Genomic DNA, 20,697 nt, shown 5'->3' on the forward strand with positions numbered 1-20,697 from the left:
GCGAGCACACCGACCCCGGCTCGCCGCGCCTCGTGCGTTGGAGAGCAGGCCATGGAACCCGTGTCGCTCGCTGTACCCCCGGCAACCGCCGTCACCCCGGCAATCCTTGAACGCACCTTGCTCGGCCAGGCCCGCGAACAGGCCGGGCACAGCGGCGAACGCCTGCTCGATTGCCTGCGCAGCCTGGTCGCCCTGGCGCCCGCCGAGTTCGTCGCGGCGCTCGGCAGCCACCTGCATTACCCGGTGCTGGACAGCCAGCGCCTGCTCGCCGCCACCCCGTTGTTCACCCAGGTCAGCCTGGCCCAGTGCCTGAAACGCGAATTCGTCCTTATCGAACTGGACGGCGAGCGTGTGGGCGTCTTCGCCGACCCGTTCGACGGCGAGCGCCTGGCCTGGATCGACGAGCACCTGCAAGGCGCGCCGCTGTACCTGGCGCAAGCCGCGGACCTGGCGCTGTTTCTCGCCCGCCAGGAAGAAAACTTCCACGCCGTCGACTCGCTCGGCAGCGAGGCCGAGGGCGGCGTTGAAACCGAGGCGCTGCAAAGCCTGTCGCTGACCAGCATCAGCGAAGACCAGAGCCGGGTGGTCAAGCTGGTCAACTCGACGCTCTACGACGCGCTGAAAATGCACGCCAGCGATATCCACCTCGGCGTCACCGGCAGCGGCCTGGTGATCAAGTACCGCATCGACGGCGTGCTCACCGCCATCAGCAAGGTCAGCGGCAGCGAGTTCGCCGACCAGGTGATCTCGCGGATCAAGGTCATGGCCGAGCTGGATATCGGCGAAAAGCGCGTACCCCAGGACGGCCGTTTCAAGATCGGCATCAGCGCCCGGCAGATCGACTTTCGTGTGTCGATCATGCCCAGCATCTTCGGCGAGGACGCGGTGTTGCGGGTGCTGGACAAGCAGGACCTGGCCGACCGCGTCAGCGGCGTGCAGCTTCAGGCCCTGGGCTTCGAGGAACAGACCCTGCGCAGCCTGCGTCGGCTGGCGGGCGAACCCTACGGCATGATCCTGGTCACCGGCCCCACCGGCAGCGGCAAGACCACCACGCTGTACGCGATGATCAGCGAGATCAACCACGGCCACGACAAGATCGTCACCATCGAAGACCCGGTGGAATACCAGTTGCCGGGGGTGTTGCAGATCCCGGTCAACGAGAAAAAGGGCCTGACCTTCGCCCGTGGCCTGCGCTCGATCCTGCGCCATGACCCGGACAAGATCATGGTCGGCGAAATCCGCGACCCGGACACCGCGCAGATCGCCGTGCAGTCGGCGCTCACCGGGCACCTGGTGTTCACCACCATCCACGCCAACAACGTCTTCGATGTGATCGGCCGCTTCAGCCAGATGCAGGTCGACCCCTACAGCTTCGTCTCCGCCCTCAACGCCGTGCTTGCCCAGCGCCTGATTCGCCTGGTCTGCCCGCATTGCGCGCGGCCACACCAGCCGGACGCCGAGGAACTGGCCGCCTCGGGCCTGGGTGCGACGCCGGTCGAGGGTTGGCAGTTCGTCCAGGCCCCCGGTTGCGGCCAATGCCGTGGCAGTGGTTATCGCGGGCGCACGGCCATCGCTGAACTGCTGCACCTGGACGACGACCTGCGGCAGATGATCGTCGAACGCCAGCCCCTTTCCCGGATCAAGGCCCATGCCTGCCAGCGCGGCCTGCGCCTGTTGCGCGGCTCGGCGCTGGAACTGGTTCGTGAGGGCCGCACCACTCTGGAGGAGATCAATCGTGTCACGTTTATCGCCTGATCGATTCGTCGCCGTGCTCGGCGCCCAGGGTGTCGGCCTGTGCCGTCGCCAGGGCCGCCAGCAGCACTGGCTGGCCAGCGTTGCGGTGGACGCCGGACGCGAACACCTCGCCGAGGTCGCCCTCGACGCCCTCGCCACGCTGCTCGCCAGCCACGCCGGCAAAGGCGGGCGCCTGAGCGTGGTGGTGGCGGCGCAGTACTGCCGCTTCTGCCTGGTGCCGTGGAGTGACGGCATCACCCGGCCGCAGGAATTCGAGGTCTACGCCCGCGCCTGTTTCGAACGCTGCTACGGGCAGGCGCTGGATGACTGGGCGATCGTCCTGTCGCCAGAGCCGGCTGGCTGCGCGCGAATCGCCGCGGCCTTGCCCGACGCGCTGTTGCAAGGACTCGCCACGCGCTGCCGCGCCGCGCACCTGAAACTGGACGCGGTGCAGCCGTACCTGATGGCGGCCTGGAACCACTTTGCCGGGCAGGTGCCGGGCAACGATTTTCTCTTTGCCCTCGCCGAGCCGCAGCGCTGTGTCTACCTGCTGGCCCGCGACGGCGGCTGGCAGCAGATCCGCAGCCAGGGCGTCGGCGACAGCGACCCGGAACTGGCGGCGTTGCTGGCCCGCGAGTGCAACCTGCACGCCGGGCAGGCCGACTTGCGCCTGTTCGTGCATGCGCCGGCACGCCGCGCACCGAAGCCGTTGCTGGACGCGGTGCAGTTGCTGGAACTGGACGAGCCCGCCGCGCTGTTGCCCAGCATGGCCCGGGTGGTGGCCTGACATGGGCCGCCTGCAGCTCGACTTCATCCCGCCACGGCGTGGCCCGCTGAGCTGGGCGCCGCTGCTGCTCGGCGCCGGCCTGCTGCTGGCCAGCCTGGCCTGGCAACACCAGCTCGATGGGCAACAGGCGCAACTGCACCAACAGGTGCGTCAGGCCGAACAGCAACTGGGCCTGCGCGCCCGCGACGTCGCCGCGCTGACCCCGGCCCAGAGCCGTGAGCAGGCGCAGAAACTGGCGCGGATGCGCAATCTGACGCAGCAATTGCAGCGCCCTTGGGACAGCCTGTTCAGCCTGCTGGAAGGGCTGCCGCAAGAAGACATCGCGCTGCTCAGCCTGAGCCCGGATGCGCGCAAAGGGCAGGTGCGGATCAGCGCCGAAGCCCGCGACCTGGAAGCCATGCTGGCGTTTCACAAACGCCTGGAAGCCAGCGCCGAACTGCACGACGTGTCGCTGCTCAACCACGAAATCCTCGTCAAGCAGCCGGAGCGTCCGGTCCTGTTCAACCTGTCGGCCCATTGGGAGAGCGGCGATGCGCGTCTCTAGCCTGCATGTCCATGAATACCTGCGACGGCTCGGCTGGGCAGCGTTGGCCGGCATCGCCCTGATGCTCGGCGCGGCGCTGCACGGCGCCGGCCAGCTTGCTCAGTGGCAGGAACTGCACGCCCTGCAAACGCGCAGCGACGAGGTCGGCGAACAACTCGCCCAGGTCCGCCGTGGCGAACGTCAGCCCGCCGCCGCCAGCGTCGATCCATTGCAGGGCCTGCAACAGCAATTGCCGGCGCAACCGGAAGCCACCGAGGCCATCAAGCGCCTGTACCGCCTGGCCCGGGACGAAAAAATCAGCCTGTCCCGCGGCGAATACGCCCTCGGTGTGGACCCGGACACCCAGCTTGCGCGCTACCAGATTCTCCTGCCGCTGCGCGGCAGCTACCTGCAGATCCGCCGCTTTCTCCAGGCCCTGCTGGCGCAGATGCCGGCGCTGGTGCTGGAAGACATCGACCTGCAACGCAAACGGATCGGCGACAGCGAGCTGACCGGGCGCATCCGCATGACCCTTTACCTGTCGAGGTCGTGATGAACACTCAGCGGCTGTTGGGCTGGACCGCTTTTCTCGGTGTATCGGGCGCCCTGGCCTGGGCACCGGGGTTTTTCTTCGAAACGCAGGCGCCGGACGACAGCGCCGCCGTGATCGCCGCCCCGCGCAGCGCCATCCCTGCGCCAAAGGCCCAGGCCGCGGTGCGCGAAACCCTGAAAACGCCGCCCCGCGACCTGTTCGCCAGCAAGCAGTGGAAGCCGGCCACGGTGTTGGCGACAGTTACCGAGCAGCCACTGGTGGTGGCGCCGGTGGAGGTGCTGCCGGTGGCGCCGGCGCTGCCGTTCCAGTTTGTCGGGCGCCTGGATGATCGCGACGACCAGCGCGTGTTCCTGCAAGCCGGGGAAAAACTCTACGTCGTGCGTCGCGGCGACGTGATCGACGACACCTACCGGATCGAACAGATCTCCGCCACCGAGCTGAGCCTGGTCTACCTGCCCATGCACCTGTCCCAGACCTTGTCTGTAGGGAGCGCACCATGATTTCGCCAGTCGTTCACAAACCCGCGCCGTTTCTGCTGCTGGCGCTGTTCGTCGCCGTCGCCGGTTGCGGCACCAGTGCCGTGCGCAAGGACGGCCAGGCGCTGATCGCCGAAGGGCAATACGAGGCCGGCATCGCCGTGATCGAACAGGCGCTGGTCGAGTCGCCGCGGGATACCGAGCTGAATATCGCCCTGGCCCAGGGCCGGGCCAAGGCGGTGGAAGCGCTGCTGACCCAGGGTGACAGCGACCGCTCGCGCCACGATTTCGCCGGGGCGCGGATGGCCTACGGCCGGGTGCTGACCCTGGAACCGAACAACCGCCGTGCCCAGGACGCGGTGCGCGAGATCGAACAACTGCGCAACATCGACGAACGCACCGCCCTCGGCCAGGCGGCGCTGCGCCGGGGCGACCTGTTCGGCGCCGAGCGGCACATGCGCGAGGTGCTCCTGCTCGACCCGCAAAACCAGGGCGGCCTGGCCCTGCGTAAAGACATCGAACAGGTGCAGGCGCGCACCGCCCAGCCCAACCCGCAACTGCGCGGCAAGCTGGAGCGGCCGGTGACCCTGGAGTTTCGCGACGCCAACCTGAAGACCATCTTCGAGGTGCTGTCCCAGGTCGCCGGGCTCAATTTCATCTTCGACAAGGACCTGCGCCCGGACATGAAGGCGACCATCTTCGTCCGCGAGGTGCGCATAGAGGACGCGGTGGCGCTGCTGCTGGAGCAGAACCAGTTGCACCAGAAAGTGGTGAATGAAAACACCCTGTTGATCTACCCGGATTCGCCACAGAAAACCAAGGATTACCAGGAACTGGTGATGCGCACCTTCTACCTCACCAGCATCGACGCCAACACCGCGCTGAACATGGTCAAGACCATGCTCAAAACCCGCGACGTGTTCGTCGACGAGCGTTTGAACACCCTGACCATGCGCGACACCCCCGACGCCGTGCGCATGGCCGAGAAGCTGTTGCAGTCCCAGGACCAGTCCAACCCGGAAGTGGTGCTGGAAGTGGAGGTGATGGAAGTGGCCCGCTCGCGGATCCTCGACCTCGGCCTGCAATGGCCCAACACCTTCGGCGTGGTCAACAGCGACGGCACCGGCGTGGGCCTGCTCAACCAGTTGCGCGGCATCAACTCTTCGCGGATCTCCATCGCGCCGTCGCCGCAACTGAAGATCAACGCCCAGGACAACGACATCAACACCCTGGCCAGTCCGGTGATCCGCGTCAGCAACCGCGAGCAGGCGCGCATCCATATCGGCCAGCGGGTGCCGATCATCAGCGCTACCTCGGTGCCGTCGACCCAGGGCCCGGTGATCACCGAAAGCGTCACCTACCTGGATGTCGGTCTGAAACTCGAAGTGACCCCGGTGGTGCACCTGAACAATGAAGTGGCGATCAAGATTGCGCTCGAAGTCAGCAACGCCACGCCGCTGGAACCGACCCGTCAGGGCACCATTCCGGTCCAGGTCGATACCCGCAACGCCCAGACCAGCCTGCGCCTGCACGATGGCGAAACGCAGATCCTCGCCGGGCTGGTGCGCAATGACCACGGCGCCAGCGGCAACAAGATTCCCGGCCTTGGCGACATCCCCGGCCTGGGCCGGCTGTTCGGCAGCAACAAGGACAATGTCGGCAAGTCCGAACTGGTGCTGTCCATCACCCCGCGCATCGTGCGCAACCTGCCGTACCAGAGCCCGTCGGACATGGAGTTCGCCACCGGCACCGAAACCAGCCTGCAGATCCGCAACCTCAACCGTGCCGGCGACATGGCCGAGCCGGCGCCGGATGCGGCGGTGAGCGACACCTCGATCGCCGGGAGACCCTGAGCCATGAAACGCGCGCAAAGCGGGTTCACCCTGATCGAAGTGGTCATCACCCTGGCCCTGATCGGCCTGCTGGCGGCCATCGCCGCGCCGCTGACGGAAACCGTGATCCGGCGCGGCAAGGAGCAGGAACTGAAGACCGCGCTCTACCAGTTGCGTGATGCCATCGACGCCTACAAGCGCGCCTGGGATGCCGGTTATATCGAGAAAAACCTCAACGCCAGCGGCTATCCGCCAAGCCTCGAGGTGCTGGTGGACGGGGTACGCGACGTGCGCAGCGCCAAGGGCGCGAAGTTCTACTTCTTGCGGCGCATTCCCCATGACCCGCTGCGCCCGGCCGGGCGCGACGACGACAGCGGTTGGGGCCTGCGTGGCTACGACAGCGGGGCGGACAACCCGCGCCCCGGCGAGGACGTGTTCGACGTGTATTCCCAGGCCCCCGGCAAGGGCCTCAACGGCATCGCCTACAGCCAGTGGTGACGACAATGCGCCAGAGCAAGGGCTTTACCCTGATCGAGTTGCTGGTGGTGATGGCGATCATCGCCACCCTGGTGACCATCGCCATGCCGCGTTACTTCAGCAGCCTGGAGCAGTCGAAGGAAACCACCCTGCGCCAGAGCCTGGCGGTGTTGCGTGAATCGCTCGATCACTACTACGGCGACACCGGGCATTACCCCGAGTCGCTGGAGCAACTGGTGGAGCAGCGCTACCTGCGCGCTGCGCCGCTGGACCCGATCACCCAGCGCCGCGATCTCTGGCAGGTGCTGCCGCCACCCGACGGCGTGGCCGGCGCGGTGGGCGATATCAAGAGCGGTGCAACCGGGAGGGCGCGCGATGGCAGCCTTTATGCCGAGTGGTAAGGCGGCCGAGGCCGGCTTTACCTACCTGGGCGTGCTCTTGCTGATCGCCGTCAGCGGCATGGCCATGGGCGCCGCCGGGCAACTCTGGTCGAGCCAGGCGCTGCGCGAACGCGAGCAGGAACTGCTGTGGGTCGGCAGCCAGTACGCCCAGGCCCTGCGCAGCTACTACCGCGCCTCGCCGGGGCTGGCGCAGTACCCGCAGGCGCTGGACGAACTGCTGGAGGATTCGCGCTTCCCCAACCTCAAGCGGCATATCCGCCGGCTCTACCCGGACCCGATCACCGGCAGCGACGACTGGGGTCTGGTGCGTTCCATCGACGGGCGCATCACCGGTGTCTACAGCCGCTCGCAAGGCGTGCCGCGCAAGCAGTCCGGGTTTGCCGCGCAGTGGGCGGATTTCGAGGGACTGGGGCATTACGCCGACTGGCAGTTCGTCGCCGAGCAGGCGTTCACCGGCGAGACGCCCCGGCGTCCCGCGGCGGGGGTGGCGCCATGAACCGCTGGCGGTGTGTCGCCGTGCTGTCGCTGGCCCTGCTCGGGGCGCAAGCGCGGGGCGGCGAGGAGGACGAGATGATGGGGTTCATCGTCGATTCCACCATCAGCCACATCGGCCACGACTTCTATTACAGCTTCGCCGAGCGCCTGCGTGCCACCAGCCGCCTGGATTTCAACCTGGTGGTACGGGAAAAGCCGGACCCGCGCTGGGGCAGCCTGGTGTCGGTCGAGTATCAGCAACGGGTGGTGTACCGGCGGTTCCTGCCACCCAACACCGTGGAACTCAAAGACGCGGCCTATGAGGCCGCCGATCTGGTCAAGGCGCAGGTCATCCAGCGCAAGCTGGAGTCGCTGCTGCAGGACACCACCGATCTGGAGAGGGACGAGCTATGAACACCACCATCGCCCACCGTCTGGCCTGCGCCGTATTCCTCGCGGCCTGCGCCCAGGCGTCGGCCACCGAACTGGTGCACACGCCGATCAACCCGTCGTTCGGCGGCAACCCGCTGAACGGCACCTGGCTGCTGAACAACGCCCAGGCGCAGAACGACCATGACGACCCGTCCATTGGCGGCCGCTCGGCCTACACCGGCACCACCGCCCTGGAGCGCTTCAGCAACCAATTGGAGTCGCGAATGCTCTCGCAGTTGCTGGACAACATCGCCAATGGCAACAGCGGCAGCATGTCCACCGACTCCTTCATCATCAACGTGATCGACGATTCCGGGGCCTTGAGCATTCAGGTGACTGACCGGGCGACGGGCGAAGTGTCGGAAATCCAGGTCAACGGGCTGAATCCTTGAGCCGGGCCGAAAGGGGAGTGATGAACATGAAACGTCTATTGGGCACCCTGCTGATTCTCGCCACGTTGCAAGGTTGCGGACTGCGTGAACCGATGTCGGCCGATGACACCGAGACCCCGACCCTGACCCCGCGCGCCTCGACCTACTACGACCTGCTCAACATGCCGCGCCCCAAGGGCCGGTTGATGGCGGTGGTGTATGGCTTTCGCGACCAGACCGGGCAGTACAAACCGACCCCGGCCAGTTCCTTTTCCACCAGCGTCACCCAAGGCGCGGCGAGCATGCTGATGGATGCCTTGCAGGCCAGCGGCTGGTTCATGGTGCTGGAGCGCGAAGGGCTGCAGAACCTGCTGACCGAGCGCAAGATCATCCGCGCCTCGCAGAAAAAGCCGGACACGCCGCTGAACATCCAGGCCGAACTGCCGCCGTTGCAGGCGGCCAACCTGATGCTCGAAGGCGGCATCATCGCCTACGACACCAACGTGCGCAGTGGCGGCGAAGGGGCTCGCTATCTCGGCATCGACATCTCCCGCGAGTACCGGGTGGACCAGGTCACCGTCAACCTGCGGGCGGTGGACGTGCGCAGCGGACAGGTACTGGCCAACGTCATGACCAGCAAGACCATCTACTCCGTGGGGCGCAGCGCCGGGGTGTTCAAGTTCATCGAATTCAAGAAACTGCTGGAAGCGGAAGTGGGCTACACCACCAACGAGCCGGCGCAGCTTTGCGTGCTGTCGGCGATCGAAGCGGCGGTGGGGCATTTGCTGGCCCAGGGCATCGAACGGCGGCTGTGGCAGGTGGCGGGGGATGGCAGTGGCGACAAGGCGGTGCTGGATCGGTATCTGGGGCAGTATCAGCGGCCTTGAGATTGAGCGCCGCTTGGGTATCTACAGTTCGCGATTACCTGGGCGATACGGCGCTCAAATCTCACTGCCGTTGCATATAACTCAACGTCATCCGACTCAACGCCCGGATCCCCACCGCCAGGCTCGGATCATCCACCTGGAACCCCGGCGAATGGGTCGGCCACACCGGCTTGTCGGCCAAGGCCGGCGGGGTGACACCCATGCGCATGAAGATGCCAGGAATCTCCCGGGCATATTCGGCGAAGTCGTCCGCGCCATAGGTCCCGTTGTCGATCTTTACCGGGGTGGTGGAAACCTGCTCCAGCACTGGCAACAAGCTGTCCACCAAGGCCGTGTCGTTGTGCCCGGCCCGGTAGTTGCCGGGCAAATAATCAATCTCGGCACTGGCCCCGGACGCTTCGGCGATCTTCTCCGCAGTGCGGCGCATGCGTTGCAACACGTCCTCTCGCTGCTCGTCACTGACGGTCCGGATCGATCCCTCCAGGCGCACTTCAGCCGGGATGATGTTGTGGCGGTCGCCCGCTTCGATGCGGCCGACGGAGATCACCGGCGCCGGCAGCACGCTGAGGTTGGACTGGCGGCTGGGAATGGTCTGCCAGGCGAGAATGGTCTGGGCCGCCACGGGCACCGGATCGATGCCGGTCCAGGGGAACGCGGCGTGGGTCTGGCGACCCTTGATCCGGGCGACGAAGGTGTCCGCCGCCGCGGTGGTGCGGGTGCGGCTCAGGGTGAAGGTGCCGGCCGTGCCGGCGGTGACGTGGATGCCGAAGATCACCGCCGGCGCCGGGTTTTGCAGCACGCCTTGTTCGATCATCAGTTTCGCGCCACCAGCTTCGCCCAGCGGCGGGCCTTCTTCGGCGGGCTGGAAGATCAGCTTGAGTGTGCCGGGCAGCTCGTCGCGCCGCGCCGCCAGCACTTCGGCCACGCCGAGGGCCATGGCCATGTGCGCGTCGTGGCCGCAGGCGTGCATCACGCCAACGTCCTTGCCGCGGGTGCGCAGGTCACCGCTCGGGTCCGGGACGCGGACGGTGGAGGCGAAGGGCAGGCCGGTCTGTTCGGTCAGGGGCAGGGCGTCCAGCTCGGCGCGGATCGCTACAACTGGCCCCGGCTTGCTGCCGCGCAGGATGCCGACCACGCCGGTGTGGGCGACGCCGGTCTGCACCTCCAGGCCCAGCTCGCGCAGGCGTTTGGCGATGCGCTTGGCGGTCTCGACCTCGCGGTTGCCCAGTTCCGGGTGTTGGTGGATTTCGTGACGAAGCGCGATCACGCCGGGCAGGGCCTTGGCGATGCGCGCATCGAGGTCGCCCCAGTCCGCCGTCGGCGCGGCGCTGATCGGCCCCGCGAGCAGGCCGAGGAACAAGGCAACCAGCGTTTTACGGTACGGCGGCATGCGGGCTTTCCGTGCTCAGTAAGTGAAAGCGATCGGCGGGTAGTTGCCGTTCACCAGGTAGTCGCCGATGGCCTTGTACTTGTAGGCCACGGCGTCGTGGGTGGTGTGGGTGCGGGCGTTGCGCCAGTGGCGGTCGAAGTTGTAGCGCGACTGGGTGGTGGCGGCGCCGCCGACTTCATAGAGACGCTCGCAGACATGCAGCGCGGCGCGGGTCGAGGCGATCTTGGCTTCGGCCACGGCGATCGACGAACGGGCCAGCAAGGCGTCCAGTTCTTCTCCGGCCAGCAGGCCCTGCAACTGGCTGCGGGCGGCGAGGTCGACGGTCAGCGCGGCCTTTTCCACCAGCGCTTCGGCGCCATGGATCGCCGCCGACAGATCGCCCACGGTGTGCAGGATGTACGGGTCGTTGCGCGCCTGGTCGACACCGCTTTCACGCACCGGACGGGCGCCGGTGCGCGACCACGCCACGGCATCGTCCAGCGCCGCCAGGCCGATGCCGATATCGATGGCGCAGTGGATCAGTTGCGCGCTGGCGCCGATGTAGTTGCGCCGCTGGTACCACTCGGCCAGGGGAATCACCTGCTCCGGTAGCACCGTGACGTTTTCCAGCAAGGTGGTGCCGCTGGCGGTGATGCGCTGGCCCATGCCGTCCCAGTCGTCGAGCAGGGTGATGCCGGGGGTGTTCGCCGGCAGCATGACGTAGACCGCGTTGCCGTCCTCGTCCACCGCCTGGACCTTCAGCAGGTCGGCGAACAGGCAGCCGGTGCTGTAGAACTTGCTGCCGTTGAGCACCAGCCGCTCGCCCTGGCGTTCCAGGCGGGTGTGGATTTCACCGCGGAATTTGCCGCTGCGTTCGGCGATGGCGCCGGAGGACAGTTGCCGCTCGGCGAAGGCGCCGAGGTAACGCCGTTGCTGGTCTTCATGGGCGATCAGGCGCAGGTGCTCGACGGTGGCGAAGTGCGGGAACAGCGCCTGGGCCACGCTCGGGTCGGCCTTGGCCAGGGTGATGAAAATCCGCGCCACGTCCACTTGGCTGACATCGCCGCCGCCCAGTTCGACCGGAACCCGCGCGGCGCCGAGGCCGGATTCGCGGATCAGGTCCAGTTGCGCGTGGGGCAGGATGCGCTGCGCGTCGCGTTCGGCGGCGCCAGGCTGGATGTGGGTGGCCAGTTCAGTGGCCAGTGCCAGGTAATCGGTCATGAGTCAGTCTCGAAAAGGAAATCAGGGTGCATCGCGCAAGGCCTGGCGCGGAACGCCGAACAACAGGATCAGGGTGCCGCACGCCACGAGGGCGGCGACGATGTACAGCGCCAGGCTGATTTCGCCTGTGTTGGTCTTGATCGTGCCGATCATGATCGGCGTCAGCAGGCTGCTGACCTGTCCGCAGCAGTTGACCAGCGCCAGGCCGGCGGCGCGGGCGCGGTCGGACAGGTAATAGGTGGGAATGGTCCAGAACACCGCCGTCGCCACCAGGTAACCGCTGGTCATCAGGGTCAGCAGGGCGATGGCCGACCAGGGACCGGCGATCAGGTTGGGCAGCAGGGTCATCGCCAGCGCCGCCGTCAGCCCGCCCAGCGCGAAGTGCCAGCGGCGCTCCTGGTGCAGGTCGGAGTGACGGCAGGCCCAGAGCATCACGCCCACGCCGACCACATAGGGCAGCGCCGAGAGCAGGCCGAGCTGGCCGAGGTTGCTGACCCCGGCGTCGCGGATGATCGACGGTGCCCAGATGTTGGTGACGTTGCCGGTGCACATGATGGTCAGGCAGTAGGCGAGGGTGATGAACCAGACCTTGCGGTCTTTCAGCGCTTCGACGAAACGCTGGTGACCGCCGGGTTTGCGGCTCGCCCGTTCATGGGCCAGGGCGCCTTCGATGGCGCGTTTTTCGTCCGCGCTGAGCCACTTGGCGTTGGCCGGTTTGTCGTCCAGCCAGTACCAGGCGAACAGCCCGGCCAGCACCGGCGGGATGCCGGTGATCACGAACAGCCACTGCCAGCCGCTGAACCCGGCAAACCCGGCGAAGTGGCCCATGATCCAGGTGGACAGCGGCCCGCCGACGATGCCGCAGACGGCGATGGCCATGATGAAGCGCGAGGTGATCCGCGCCCGGTACGCGGCCGGGAACCAGTAGGTCAGGTACAGGATCACGCCGGGGAAGAAGCCGGCCTCGGCGGCGCCCAGCAATATCCGCAACACGTAGAACTGCCCCGGCGTCTGGGCGAACGCGGTGGCGATGGTCACCAATCCCCAAAGGATCATGATGCGGGTCATGGTCTTCTTCGCGCCGAACTTCTCCAGCAGCAGGTTGCTGGGGATTTCGAACAGCAGGTAGCCGATGGAGAACACCCCGACGATGATGCCGAAGGTGGCATCGCTGATGTTCAGGTCGGCCTTGAACTGCAAGTGGGCGAAGCTGATGTTGACCCGGTCGAGCCAGTTCAGCACGAAGCACAGGAACAGGAACGGCATGATGCGCCACGCCAGCTTGCGGTACAGGCGCTGGTCGAAGGCGGTGGCGTCCGCCGCGGGGGCGGCGGACGAGGTTGCGGACAGGCTGCCGGGAGTGCTCATCGGATTACCAGCTCACGTCGACTTTGCCGAAGAAGTACGCGCCTTCCAGCCCGTACGGCGAGTACCAGCTATAGGTCGGGTCGTCGGTGGGGAAGAAGTAGAAGCGCTTGGCTTCGTCGTTGAGCTGCTGCGGACGGCGGTCGAAGATGTTCTCGCCGCCGACGGTCACTTTCACCGCGTCGCTGATCCAGTAGCCCAGGCTCAGGTCGGTGATGAAGGCGGCGCGGATTTCCTCGTCGCGGCTGGCGGAGATCTGGTTGCGGCCGGTGACCCGGGAGTAGCGGGTGCCCTTGAGCGTGACGTCGAAGTCGCCCAGTTGCCAGGCGGCGGTCAGCGAGGTGACGTTTTTCGGGTAGGCGCTGGTCAGGTTGCCCTGGCGGTCGCGGCCCACGGCGCTGACGCCGGTGCCGGCCAGTGCGTCGGGTTCCTTGATCTTCTCGATGGTCTGCAGGCTCTGGTTGCTCAGCAGGGTCCACTTGGTCTTGCCGTACTCGCCGAGGTCGTAGCGATAGTCCGCCACCAGGTCGATGCCGCGGGTGCGGGTGTCGGCCAGGTTGCCGAAGTAGGAGACGATCTGGTTCGGGTCCAGGCCGTTGGCCGCCAGCACGTTGGACACGGCGGTGCCTTGCAGGTTGCTGGTCTGCAGGACGCGGTCCTTGATGTCGATCTGGTACAGGTCGACGGTGACGTTGAGGTTGTCGGTCGGCGTGGCGACGAAACCGAGGCTGTAGTTCAGCGATTTCTCGGGCTTGAGCTGCTTGGCGCCGAGCGCTTTGCCAGCCGCGTCGTCGACGGTGACGTAGCGGGTGGTGGCCTGTTCCAGTACGCCGGTCAGCGGGCTGGTGCGCCAGGCGGTGAGCGACGACGAGTAATACTGCTGCTGCAGCGACGGCGCGCGGAAACCGTTGCTGATGGTGCCGCGCACGGCGAACGCCGGGGTGAAGGCGTAGCGGGTGGAGAGTTTGCCGCTGCCGGTGTCGCCGAAGTCGCTGTAGTGCTCGAAACGCCCGGCGAGGCTGACGTCCCACTGGTCGGTGAGGCTCTGGCTGAGGTCGATGTAGCCGGCGGTGTTGGTCCGTGAATAGTTGTGTGCGTCGGCTGGGGTGAAGCCCACCAGGCCTGGCGCGCCGGGGTTCGGGCGCTGGCCGGCGAGCGGGTGGCCGACCGGGAACACGTAGCCGCCATCGGCATAGGAGGCGTAGTCGCCGTCCTGGATTTCGAAGCCGTCGCGGCGGAATTCCAGGCCGGTGGACACGTTCAGCGGCTTGGCGAACAGGCCGGTGTCGAAGGCGCGGGTCAGGTCGAGGTTGTTGGTCCACTGGCTGGCGATCAGATGGCCGCCGTCCATGTCGCGCGGGCTGTCCGGGCCGAGGGACGGGTTCAGCGACTTCTCGTTGCGGGTGTTGGCGTCGTTGCGGCCGTAGCTGGTGCTCAGGTCGAGTTTCCAGCCCGCTACATCGTCATTGCGCAGGCCGACCACGGTCTGGAAGTCATCCTCTTCCACCACGAAGCGCGGCGAGAAACCTTCCGGGTACACCGAGACGATGTTCTGCGGCGAGTTGGCGGTGCGGTAGGTGCCCCAACTGGTGGAGTTGCGGTGGCTGAGGGTGGAGAAGGAATACAGGCTGACGGTGTCGTTCAGCGGCAGTTCGGCGTTGTAGCCGAAGTTGTAGGTCTGCGAACGCGGCTGGCCGAGCTGCTGGCGGTAGCGGCTTTCGCTGTTCTCGCGCGGGTCGGCGGCGCCGTTGACCGGGAAATAGATGCGCGTGCGCTCCGGCACCGCGCCGGCGACGTTGGAGCTTTCCTGAATCCCGATATCGGCGCTGAGGCTGAAGAAACCGTCGTTGGGCAGGGCGAAGCCCTGGTTGATCTGGCCCTGGCCGCGGGCGCCGAAGTTGCCCTTGCCGCCGATGCGGTTCTCGTACTGGCCGTACAGCGCGCTGGCGCTGCCGCCGGAATCGTTCTTCTTGAGGATGATGTTGATCACCCCGGCGATGGCGTCCGAGCCGTACTGCGCGGCGGCGCCGTCGCGCAGCACTTCGATGTGGTCGACGGCGCTGACCGGGATCAGGTCGAGGTCGGCCGGCGACTGGCCGCTGGAGGTGGCGGCGGTCTGCACGAAGATCAGCGACGTGTTGTGGCGGCGCTTGCCGTTGACCAGCACCAGCACATGGTTGCCGCCGAGGCCGCGCAGGGTCGCGGACTTCACCGACAGCCCGGTGCCGCCGGTGAAACCGGCCGCATTGGTGTAGGAGGGCACGCTGGCGGCGAGGGCGTCGCGCAGGTTCTGTTTGCCCGAGCGCGCCAGGTCATCGGCGCTGATCACGTCGATCGGCGCCAGGCTCTTGGCCACGGTGCGGCCGCTGTCGCGGGCGCCGGTGACGACCACGGTTTGCAGCGCGGTGTCGCTGCTCGGGGTTTCGGCGGCCAGGGCCAGTGGGGTGACGCACAGTCCGAGGATGCCCGCGGTCAGCAGGTTGAGCCTGGGATGGAAAGTGTTGGGGCGAGACATGGTGAGGCTCCGGTGAGGTGCCGCTTTCCATTCCTGGTGGTGGGTGTTCCTGACAGTACTGGCGAGGCGATGTTGTGTTGGCAGTTTCTGGTTATCGGTAACGCATGACGTCCTGGCGGGCCTGGTCGACCAGGGCCATGTGGTGTGTCAAATGGCGCTTGCGTTGCGCCAGGAGCAGGGCCTTGGTCCATTCCATGGCCTTGGCCGAATGTCCGGCCAGTTGCGCCGCCAGCTCTAGCGCTGCGGTGTGCGGGTCTTCAGCGATGCGGTTGATCAGCCCGAGGCGCAGCGCTTCTTCGGCGTCGAAGCTGCGGGCGCTGAGCATGATGTCCAGTGCGGCTGCCTCGCCAATCAGCGTCGGCAGGGTGATCGCGCTGAAACCGGAGAGCATGCCGTGACGCACTTCCGGGAAGCTGAAGCGGGTGTCGGGACGGGCGATGCGGAAATCGCAGTGGATCGCCAGGCTGATGCCCAGTCCAAGGGTGTGGCCGTGCAAGGCGGCGACCACCGGCTTGTGCAGTTCCAGGCCGACGCCGGGCAGGGCGCGGGCCAGCAGGTCGCTGGCGACGGCTTCGCCAGTGGCTTCGATTTCCTTGAGGTCGGAACCGGCGCAGAAGGCGCGTTCGCCTGCACCGCGCAGGACGATGGCGCGCACGGCGTCATCGTCCGCGGCACGGGCCCAGGCCTCGGCCAGCTCGCGCTTGGCCTGGCCATCCAGCGCATTCAAGCGCTCGGGGCGGTTCAGCGTGACCTGCAGAACCCCGTCACCCAGGTGTTGATACTCGACTGTCATGACTTCGTTTTCGCTAAGAGTGAAAGAAAGACGCTTTGCCTCTTGCAGGTCGGCGTCAAAGTGGGGAAAACTTAATTGATGTTCACAATGCAAACAACATGTTTGTTATATGAACATCTTCTTAGCAATTAGAAAATGGTTATAAAAAATGAAAGCGATAGTACTAAAAGCCTTCGGCGGGCCGGAGCAATTGCAGGTGGAAGACGTCCCCACGCCGACGGCCGGTCCGGGTGAAGTACTGGTTCGCGTGCACGCCGCAGGCGTTTGCCACCACGACCTGCTGCACCGCGCCGGCCATTTGCCGGGCGCGCATACCGGGGTCGTGCTCGGTCATGAAGTGGCCGGCGAAGTGGTCGAGGTGGGGGCCGGCGTGTTGCAACTGAAGGTCGGCGCGCGGGTGGTGGTGTATCAGCGACGCTTCTGCGGGCAGTGCCGCGACTGCCTGCGCGGTCGCCAGGACCTGTGCCGGGCGCTGGGCCTGCCGTCGGTGGACACCGAAGGCGCCTACGCCGAATACCTGCGAATCCCGGCGATCTCGGCGGTGGAACTGCCCGACGGCCTGGACTACACCCTGGCGGCGCTGGCGTCCTGCCCGATAGCCACCAGCGTACGTGCGCTGTACGGCGAGGCCGGGTTGCAACCCGGCGAGACGGTCTTGATCAACGGCGCCAGTGGCGGCCTCGGCGCGCACCAGATCCAGTTGGCCCGGGCGCTGGGCGCGCGGGTGATCGCGGTCACCGGCAGCGCCGACAAGCGCGAGTTCCTCCAGCAACTCGGTGCCCATGACGTGGTGGTGACCAGCGAAGGCTACAGCGCCGAGGTGTGGAAACTCACCGGCAAGCGCGGCGTCGACGTGGCCATGGAAAACCTCGGCCACACCCTCGAAGACACCTTGCGCAGCATGACCCTCGGCGGTCGCGTGGTGGTGCTGGGCAATGTGCAGCCGGGCGCTGTGGCGGTGAATCCGGGCTTGCTGATCGGTCGCCGGCTCAAGGTCCAGGGCTCGGGCAGTGCCACGCTTGAGCAACTGCGCACCGCGCTGGCGCTGATCCATGGCGGGCAGGTGCGGCCATTGATCGACCGCGTGCTGCCGTTCCCTCAAGTGGCCGAGGCCCATGCGCTGCTGGAATCGCGGCAGGTCAGCGGACGTATCGTCCTGAGCGGGTGGTAAGCATGGATATCAGTACCCTGCTGGGCCAGGCCGCCAGCAAATGGCCGGAGGCCCCGGCCCTCAGCGAGCCCGCGCGGGATCGCCACCTGACGTTCCGGCAACTGGACCAGGCGCTGACCGCTTTCGGCCAGGCGCTGGAGCGGCTCGATGTGGGCGAGGGCGAGCGGGTCGCGCTGCTGGCCGATGCCGGCATCGACTACCTGATCGCCGACTATGGCTGCATGGCCAGCGGCCGGGTGCGGGTGCCGCTGGACCCGACCTTGTCCCCGGTCGAACTGCTGGCCCAGTTGCGTGATGCCGGCGCGGCGCTGTTGTTGTTCTCGCCGCAGTACGCCGATGTCGCCGAGGGTCTGCGCGGCGAAGGTATTCGCTGCCGTGCGCTGGAAGAGCTGACCGTGGCTGCGGACGTGGCGTTGCCCGACCGCCCGGCCCGGCCGCCGCAGTCGCTGGCTTCGCTGAACTACACCGGCGGCACCACTGGCGTGCCCAAGGCGGTGATGCACCGGCATGCCAGCCTGTGCGCCGTGCTGCAGAACATCGTCATGGCCCGCGGCGCGGTGTTGGGGGACGTGCTGCTCAATGTCCGCCCGCTCTGGCCGATCGCCGCGGTGGCGGTGCTCGCCCATCTGCTCAGCGGTGGGCAGGTGGTGCTGGGCGGGCGCTTCGACAGCAAGACCTTCCTCGCTCAACTGGCGCAGCAGCGCGTGGCCTTCAGCTCGCTGGTGCCGACCCAATTGCTGCGCCTGCTGCGCGAGACGGGCAGCGCGCCGGCGGACCTGCCGTCGTTCAAGAGCCTGGACATCGGCGCGGCGGCGCTGACCGGCGAAGTACTGGAGGGCGCCTTCAGCCTGTTCGACGGGCGCATCGCCGTGCTCTATGGCATGACCGAGGCGCCGTGGAGTTGCTACCTGGCCGCCGCGCAGATGAAGGCCTTGCGTCAGGCCGGCGAGAGCGCCGAGGGCGTGGTGGGGCGCTCATTGTTCGCCGCCGCCGTGCGCATCGACCGCGCCGATGCCAACGGCATTGGCGAAATCCTCCTGGCGGGCCCGCAACTGATGGCGGGCTATTGGCAACAGCCCGGCCTCACCGGCGACGTGCTGGTGGACGGCTGGCTGCGCAGCGGCGACTTGGGCCGCCTGCGCGCTGACGGCCAGCTCGAAGTCCTCGGCCGCTGCAAGGACATCATCCGCAGCGGCGGCAAATCAGTGCAGCCCGGCGAAGTCGAACAGGCCCTGCTCAGCCACGCCGCCGTGCGCGAGGCCCATGTGTTCGGCCTGGCGGATCTGGAGTGGGGCGAGCAAGTGTGCGCGGCGGTGGTGCTGGAGGGCGGGGCGTCGGTGTCGGTGGAATTGTTGGTCGAGCATTGTCGCGGACTGTTGTCCCGCTACAAGGTCCCGCGGCGGCTGTGGTTCATCGAAGAACTGCCGCGTTCGCATTATGGGAAGGTGCAGAAGAAGCGGTTGTTGGAGGTGTTGGGGGTTTGAATCCGTACAGGGTCTAGAGATTCGGATTTGTTCAAGCGCTTGGCGGGGAAACTGTAGCGCTTTCAAGATCGAGCGCCGCGCAGGCGGCGCTCGATCTCGAGAACGCCGCAAACCTCAACCCAGGCGCCGTCGAATCACAAATTCCCCAACTGCGCCGCAATCCCCTCGCACGCCCGCCGCACATGGGCGGCCAGCGGCGAAGCCGGGTGGGTTTCTTCTTCCATGCCCAGGCCCGCCACCACCACGGCACCCAGCGCCTGGCCGGTTTCGACGCGGATCGGAAACGCCACCGACGACAACCCCGGCTTGAACTCACCATGACCAAAGGCGAAATCCTGCTGGCTGCGGATCAGTTCCAGCGCCGGCAGTGCCCTGGCATAGCGTTCTTCACCGAGCACGCCCAGCGCGGTCGCCTCGCTGTAGGTGGCCAGCACCGCGCGGCCACTGGGGCTGCCCTCGATGGGGAATTGATCGGCCAGATCGACGATCACGTTCAGCGGCGTGGTCGGCGTCCACATCCGTTCGATCAGCACCACCTGGTCGCCCACCGGCACCGACAGCGAGACGATCGCCGGGCTTTCGCCGATCACCCGTTGCAGTTCGATGGCGTAGGGCAGGGCGAGCCGGCGCAGGTTCAGCCGGTTCAGGTAGGCGGCCGAGTAGATCAGGCTTTCCGGGCCAATATGGTAGGTGGCGCCGCGGGACTCGATCAGGCTCCAGTAGGTCAGGGTCTTGAGCAGACGATGGATGGTGGAGCGCTCGATGCCGGTCAGCCGCGCCAGGTCCAGCGCGCTGGCGCCGTGCTTGAGGCCGGCGAGGGTGCGTAGCAGCACGATCGAGCGGTCGATGACCTGAACGCGCCCGCCGCTGTCCTTGCTGCTGTGCGCGGGTTGAGTCGAAGAAATTTCCATCGTGACAGTGGTTTCCGAAAGCTGGGTGAACGGTCGGCGCGACATGCCGTCCTGGCCGGTCGCCAAGGTTAGCCGTGATCCGTGGCGGGGTGAAGAGGCGCGTAGTACGGGAGCTGCGCCGCGATCGGAGATTTTTTTGCAGAGGCTTAGATCAAATATGCATCTGGGTTATGAGCATGGAAGTGTTGGCGATATCCATCACGTCGCTTTCGTCATGAAACGGGAGCCTTTCTCTGTCATTGCTTCGATAGCGACGCGATGGCTTCTTCGGGCGATGTGATTGCCGGTTTTCAGGCCGCTCCGGCAGCGCTCGGCGCTGCTGGGCTGTCATCTTGTCGCGCCGCCGGGCCGGCTTAGAATCGGCGCCATCAACTCCACACCCTATCGTCGAATTTGAAGAGGATTTCACCATGATGAACGCAATGCAGATGCAGATGCCGATGAGCGCCAACATGCCGATGATGCCAATGATGGGCATGCCGATGATGATGGCGACCATGACCTGCAAGATGGTCGACGACGGCATGATGTGCACCATGAAGCCTGCTGCCGGCATGGACATGGCGATGTTCCGCAACAGCGCGGAAATGATGCAGATGATGATGAACTGCGGCATGCCGATGATGATGCAGTGCGGCAACCTGTCGATGATGGGGATGTCTCAGGCCGCGATGGGCATGATGATGCCGATGATGGGCATGATGCCAATGAACGGCATGCCGATGATGAAGTGCATGATGGAATGCACCCTGATGGCCGACTGCATGACCTGCAAGATGATGCCGATGGCTGGCATGAGCATGGAAATGATGAACAACTGCTGCATGCTGATGATGAAGATGATGAACGACTGCAGCATGCCGATGATGATGAGCTGCAACGGCATGCCGATGATGTGCTGCACCTGCTGATGCAGCAGCG

22 protein-coding genes are annotated in these 20,697 nt (G+C 66.3%); 15 read left to right on the top strand and 7 right to left on the bottom strand.

Annotated features, from left to right (window positions below; genetic code table 11):
• Positions 1-51 precede the first annotated feature (51 nt).
• From NTD88_RS03450 to NTD88_RS03505, 12 genes are read left to right on the top strand one after another with little or no spacing between them, the layout of a single operon-like run.
• Positions 52-1,755, top strand: coding sequence for a GspE/PulE family protein (locus NTD88_RS03450; protein ID WP_262153641.1), 1,704 nt, complete (start codon positions 52-54; stop codon positions 1,753-1,755).
• Positions 1,736-2,521: a hypothetical protein gene (locus NTD88_RS03455; protein WP_262153642.1), complete on the top strand. Its 786-nt coding sequence runs from the start codon at positions 1,736-1,738 to the stop codon at positions 2,519-2,521. The genes NTD88_RS03450 and NTD88_RS03455 overlap by 20 nt, the downstream gene beginning before the upstream one ends.
• A gap of 1 nt (position 2,522) precedes the next feature.
• Entirely contained in the window at positions 2,523-3,065 is a 543-nt protein-coding gene (locus NTD88_RS03460; RefSeq protein ID WP_262153643.1) for a pilus assembly protein, read from the top strand.
• Positions 3,052-3,597: a type 4a pilus biogenesis protein PilO gene (pilO, locus tag NTD88_RS03465; RefSeq protein ID WP_262153644.1), complete on the top strand. Its 546-nt coding sequence runs from the start codon at positions 3,052-3,054 to the stop codon at positions 3,595-3,597. Before NTD88_RS03460 ends, pilO begins: the two co-directional genes overlap by 14 nt.
• Positions 3,597-4,097 (top strand): hypothetical protein, encoded by a 501-nt coding sequence (locus NTD88_RS03470; protein WP_262153645.1) that lies wholly within the window; start codon positions 3,597-3,599, stop codon positions 4,095-4,097. The genes pilO and NTD88_RS03470 overlap by 1 nt, the downstream gene beginning before the upstream one ends.
• Complete coding sequence (locus NTD88_RS03475; protein WP_095155186.1) at positions 4,094-5,926, top strand: secretin N-terminal domain-containing protein; 1,833 nt, start codon at positions 4,094-4,096, stop codon at positions 5,924-5,926. Before NTD88_RS03470 ends, NTD88_RS03475 begins: the two co-directional genes overlap by 4 nt.
• Positions 5,927-5,929: 3 nt before the next feature.
• Positions 5,930-6,403 (top strand): type II secretion system protein, encoded by a 474-nt coding sequence (locus NTD88_RS03480; protein WP_262153646.1) that lies wholly within the window; start codon positions 5,930-5,932, stop codon positions 6,401-6,403.
• A gap of 5 nt (positions 6,404-6,408) precedes the next feature.
• Positions 6,409-6,783 (top strand): type II secretion system protein, encoded by a 375-nt coding sequence (locus NTD88_RS03485; RefSeq protein ID WP_095155184.1) that lies wholly within the window; start codon positions 6,409-6,411, stop codon positions 6,781-6,783.
• A complete protein-coding gene (locus tag NTD88_RS03490) occupies positions 6,758-7,279 on the top strand; it encodes a type II secretion system protein (RefSeq protein ID WP_262131146.1) in 522 nt (173 codons plus the stop codon). The genes NTD88_RS03485 and NTD88_RS03490 overlap by 26 nt, the downstream gene beginning before the upstream one ends.
• Positions 7,276-7,671 carry a curli production assembly/transport protein CsgE gene (gene csgE, locus NTD88_RS03495; RefSeq protein WP_095155182.1) on the top strand — a complete coding sequence of 132 codons (396 nt, stop codon included), beginning with the start codon at positions 7,276-7,278 and terminating at the stop codon, positions 7,669-7,671. The genes NTD88_RS03490 and csgE overlap by 4 nt, the downstream gene beginning before the upstream one ends.
• Positions 7,668-8,081: a curli assembly protein CsgF gene (locus NTD88_RS03500; RefSeq protein WP_095155181.1), complete on the top strand. Its 414-nt coding sequence runs from the start codon at positions 7,668-7,670 to the stop codon at positions 8,079-8,081. Before csgE ends, NTD88_RS03500 begins: the two co-directional genes overlap by 4 nt.
• 26 nt (positions 8,082-8,107) lie before the next feature.
• Positions 8,108-8,947: a CsgG/HfaB family protein gene (locus NTD88_RS03505; RefSeq protein ID WP_262153647.1), complete on the top strand. Its 840-nt coding sequence runs from the start codon at positions 8,108-8,110 to the stop codon at positions 8,945-8,947.
• Between the two features lie 61 nt (positions 8,948-9,008).
• On the opposite strand, the gene NTD88_RS03510 is transcribed toward NTD88_RS03505, so the two are convergent.
• The 5 genes from NTD88_RS03510 to NTD88_RS03530 all read right to left on the bottom strand — a co-directional run bounded on the left by NTD88_RS03510 (position 9,009) and on the right by NTD88_RS03530 (position 16,210).
• Positions 9,009-10,337, bottom strand: coding sequence for a M20 family metallopeptidase (locus NTD88_RS03510; protein WP_262153648.1), 1,329 nt, complete (start codon positions 10,335-10,337; stop codon positions 9,009-9,011).
• Between the two features lie 15 nt (positions 10,338-10,352).
• Complete coding sequence (locus NTD88_RS03515; RefSeq protein ID WP_262153649.1) at positions 10,353-11,537, bottom strand: acyl-CoA dehydrogenase family protein; 1,185 nt, start codon at positions 11,535-11,537, stop codon at positions 10,353-10,355.
• Positions 11,538-11,558: 21 nt separating this feature from the next.
• On the bottom strand, positions 11,559-12,905 hold the full coding sequence (locus tag NTD88_RS03520) for an MFS transporter (RefSeq protein WP_262153650.1): 1,347 nt from the start codon (positions 12,903-12,905) through the stop codon (positions 11,559-11,561).
• 4 nt (positions 12,906-12,909) lie between these two features.
• On the bottom strand, positions 12,910-15,417 hold the full coding sequence (locus NTD88_RS03525; RefSeq protein WP_262153651.1) for a TonB-dependent receptor plug domain-containing protein: 2,508 nt from the start codon (positions 15,415-15,417) through the stop codon (positions 12,910-12,912).
• Between the two features lie 91 nt (positions 15,418-15,508).
• Positions 15,509-16,210 (bottom strand): enoyl-CoA hydratase/isomerase family protein, encoded by a 702-nt coding sequence (locus tag NTD88_RS03530; RefSeq protein ID WP_262153652.1) that lies wholly within the window; start codon positions 16,208-16,210, stop codon positions 15,509-15,511.
• Between the two features lie 148 nt (positions 16,211-16,358).
• Between NTD88_RS03530 and NTD88_RS03535 the strand changes: the two genes are divergently transcribed.
• Positions 16,359-17,381 (top strand): alcohol dehydrogenase catalytic domain-containing protein, encoded by a 1,023-nt coding sequence (locus NTD88_RS03535; protein WP_262153653.1) that lies wholly within the window; start codon positions 16,359-16,361, stop codon positions 17,379-17,381.
• 2 nt (positions 17,382-17,383) lie between these two features.
• Positions 17,384-18,865, top strand: a complete 1,482-nt coding sequence (locus tag NTD88_RS03540; protein WP_262153654.1) for a class I adenylate-forming enzyme family protein — start codon at positions 17,384-17,386, stop codon at positions 18,863-18,865.
• 134 nt (positions 18,866-18,999) lie between these two features.
• Here the strand turns inward: NTD88_RS03540 and NTD88_RS03545 are convergent, their stop codons facing one another.
• Both NTD88_RS03545 and NTD88_RS03550 read right to left on the bottom strand, forming a co-directional pair.
• Positions 19,000-19,842 carry an IclR family transcriptional regulator gene (locus NTD88_RS03545; protein WP_262153655.1) on the bottom strand — a complete coding sequence of 281 codons (843 nt, stop codon included), beginning with the start codon at positions 19,840-19,842 and terminating at the stop codon, positions 19,000-19,002.
• Between the two features lie 85 nt (positions 19,843-19,927).
• Positions 19,928-20,302 (bottom strand): hypothetical protein, encoded by a 375-nt coding sequence (locus NTD88_RS03550; protein WP_262153682.1) that lies wholly within the window; start codon positions 20,300-20,302, stop codon positions 19,928-19,930.
• Between NTD88_RS03550 and NTD88_RS03555 the strand changes: the two genes are divergently transcribed.
• A complete protein-coding gene (locus NTD88_RS03555; RefSeq protein ID WP_262131156.1) occupies positions 20,187-20,687 on the top strand; it encodes a hypothetical protein in 501 nt (166 codons plus the stop codon). The two genes, NTD88_RS03550 and NTD88_RS03555, sit on opposite strands and share 116 nt — an antisense overlap.
• Positions 20,688-20,697: the final 10 nt, after the last annotated feature.

Source organism: Pseudomonas sp. 20P_3.2_Bac5, from assembly GCF_025466035.1.
GTDB lineage: Bacteria > Pseudomonadota > Gammaproteobacteria > Pseudomonadales > Pseudomonadaceae > Aquipseudomonas.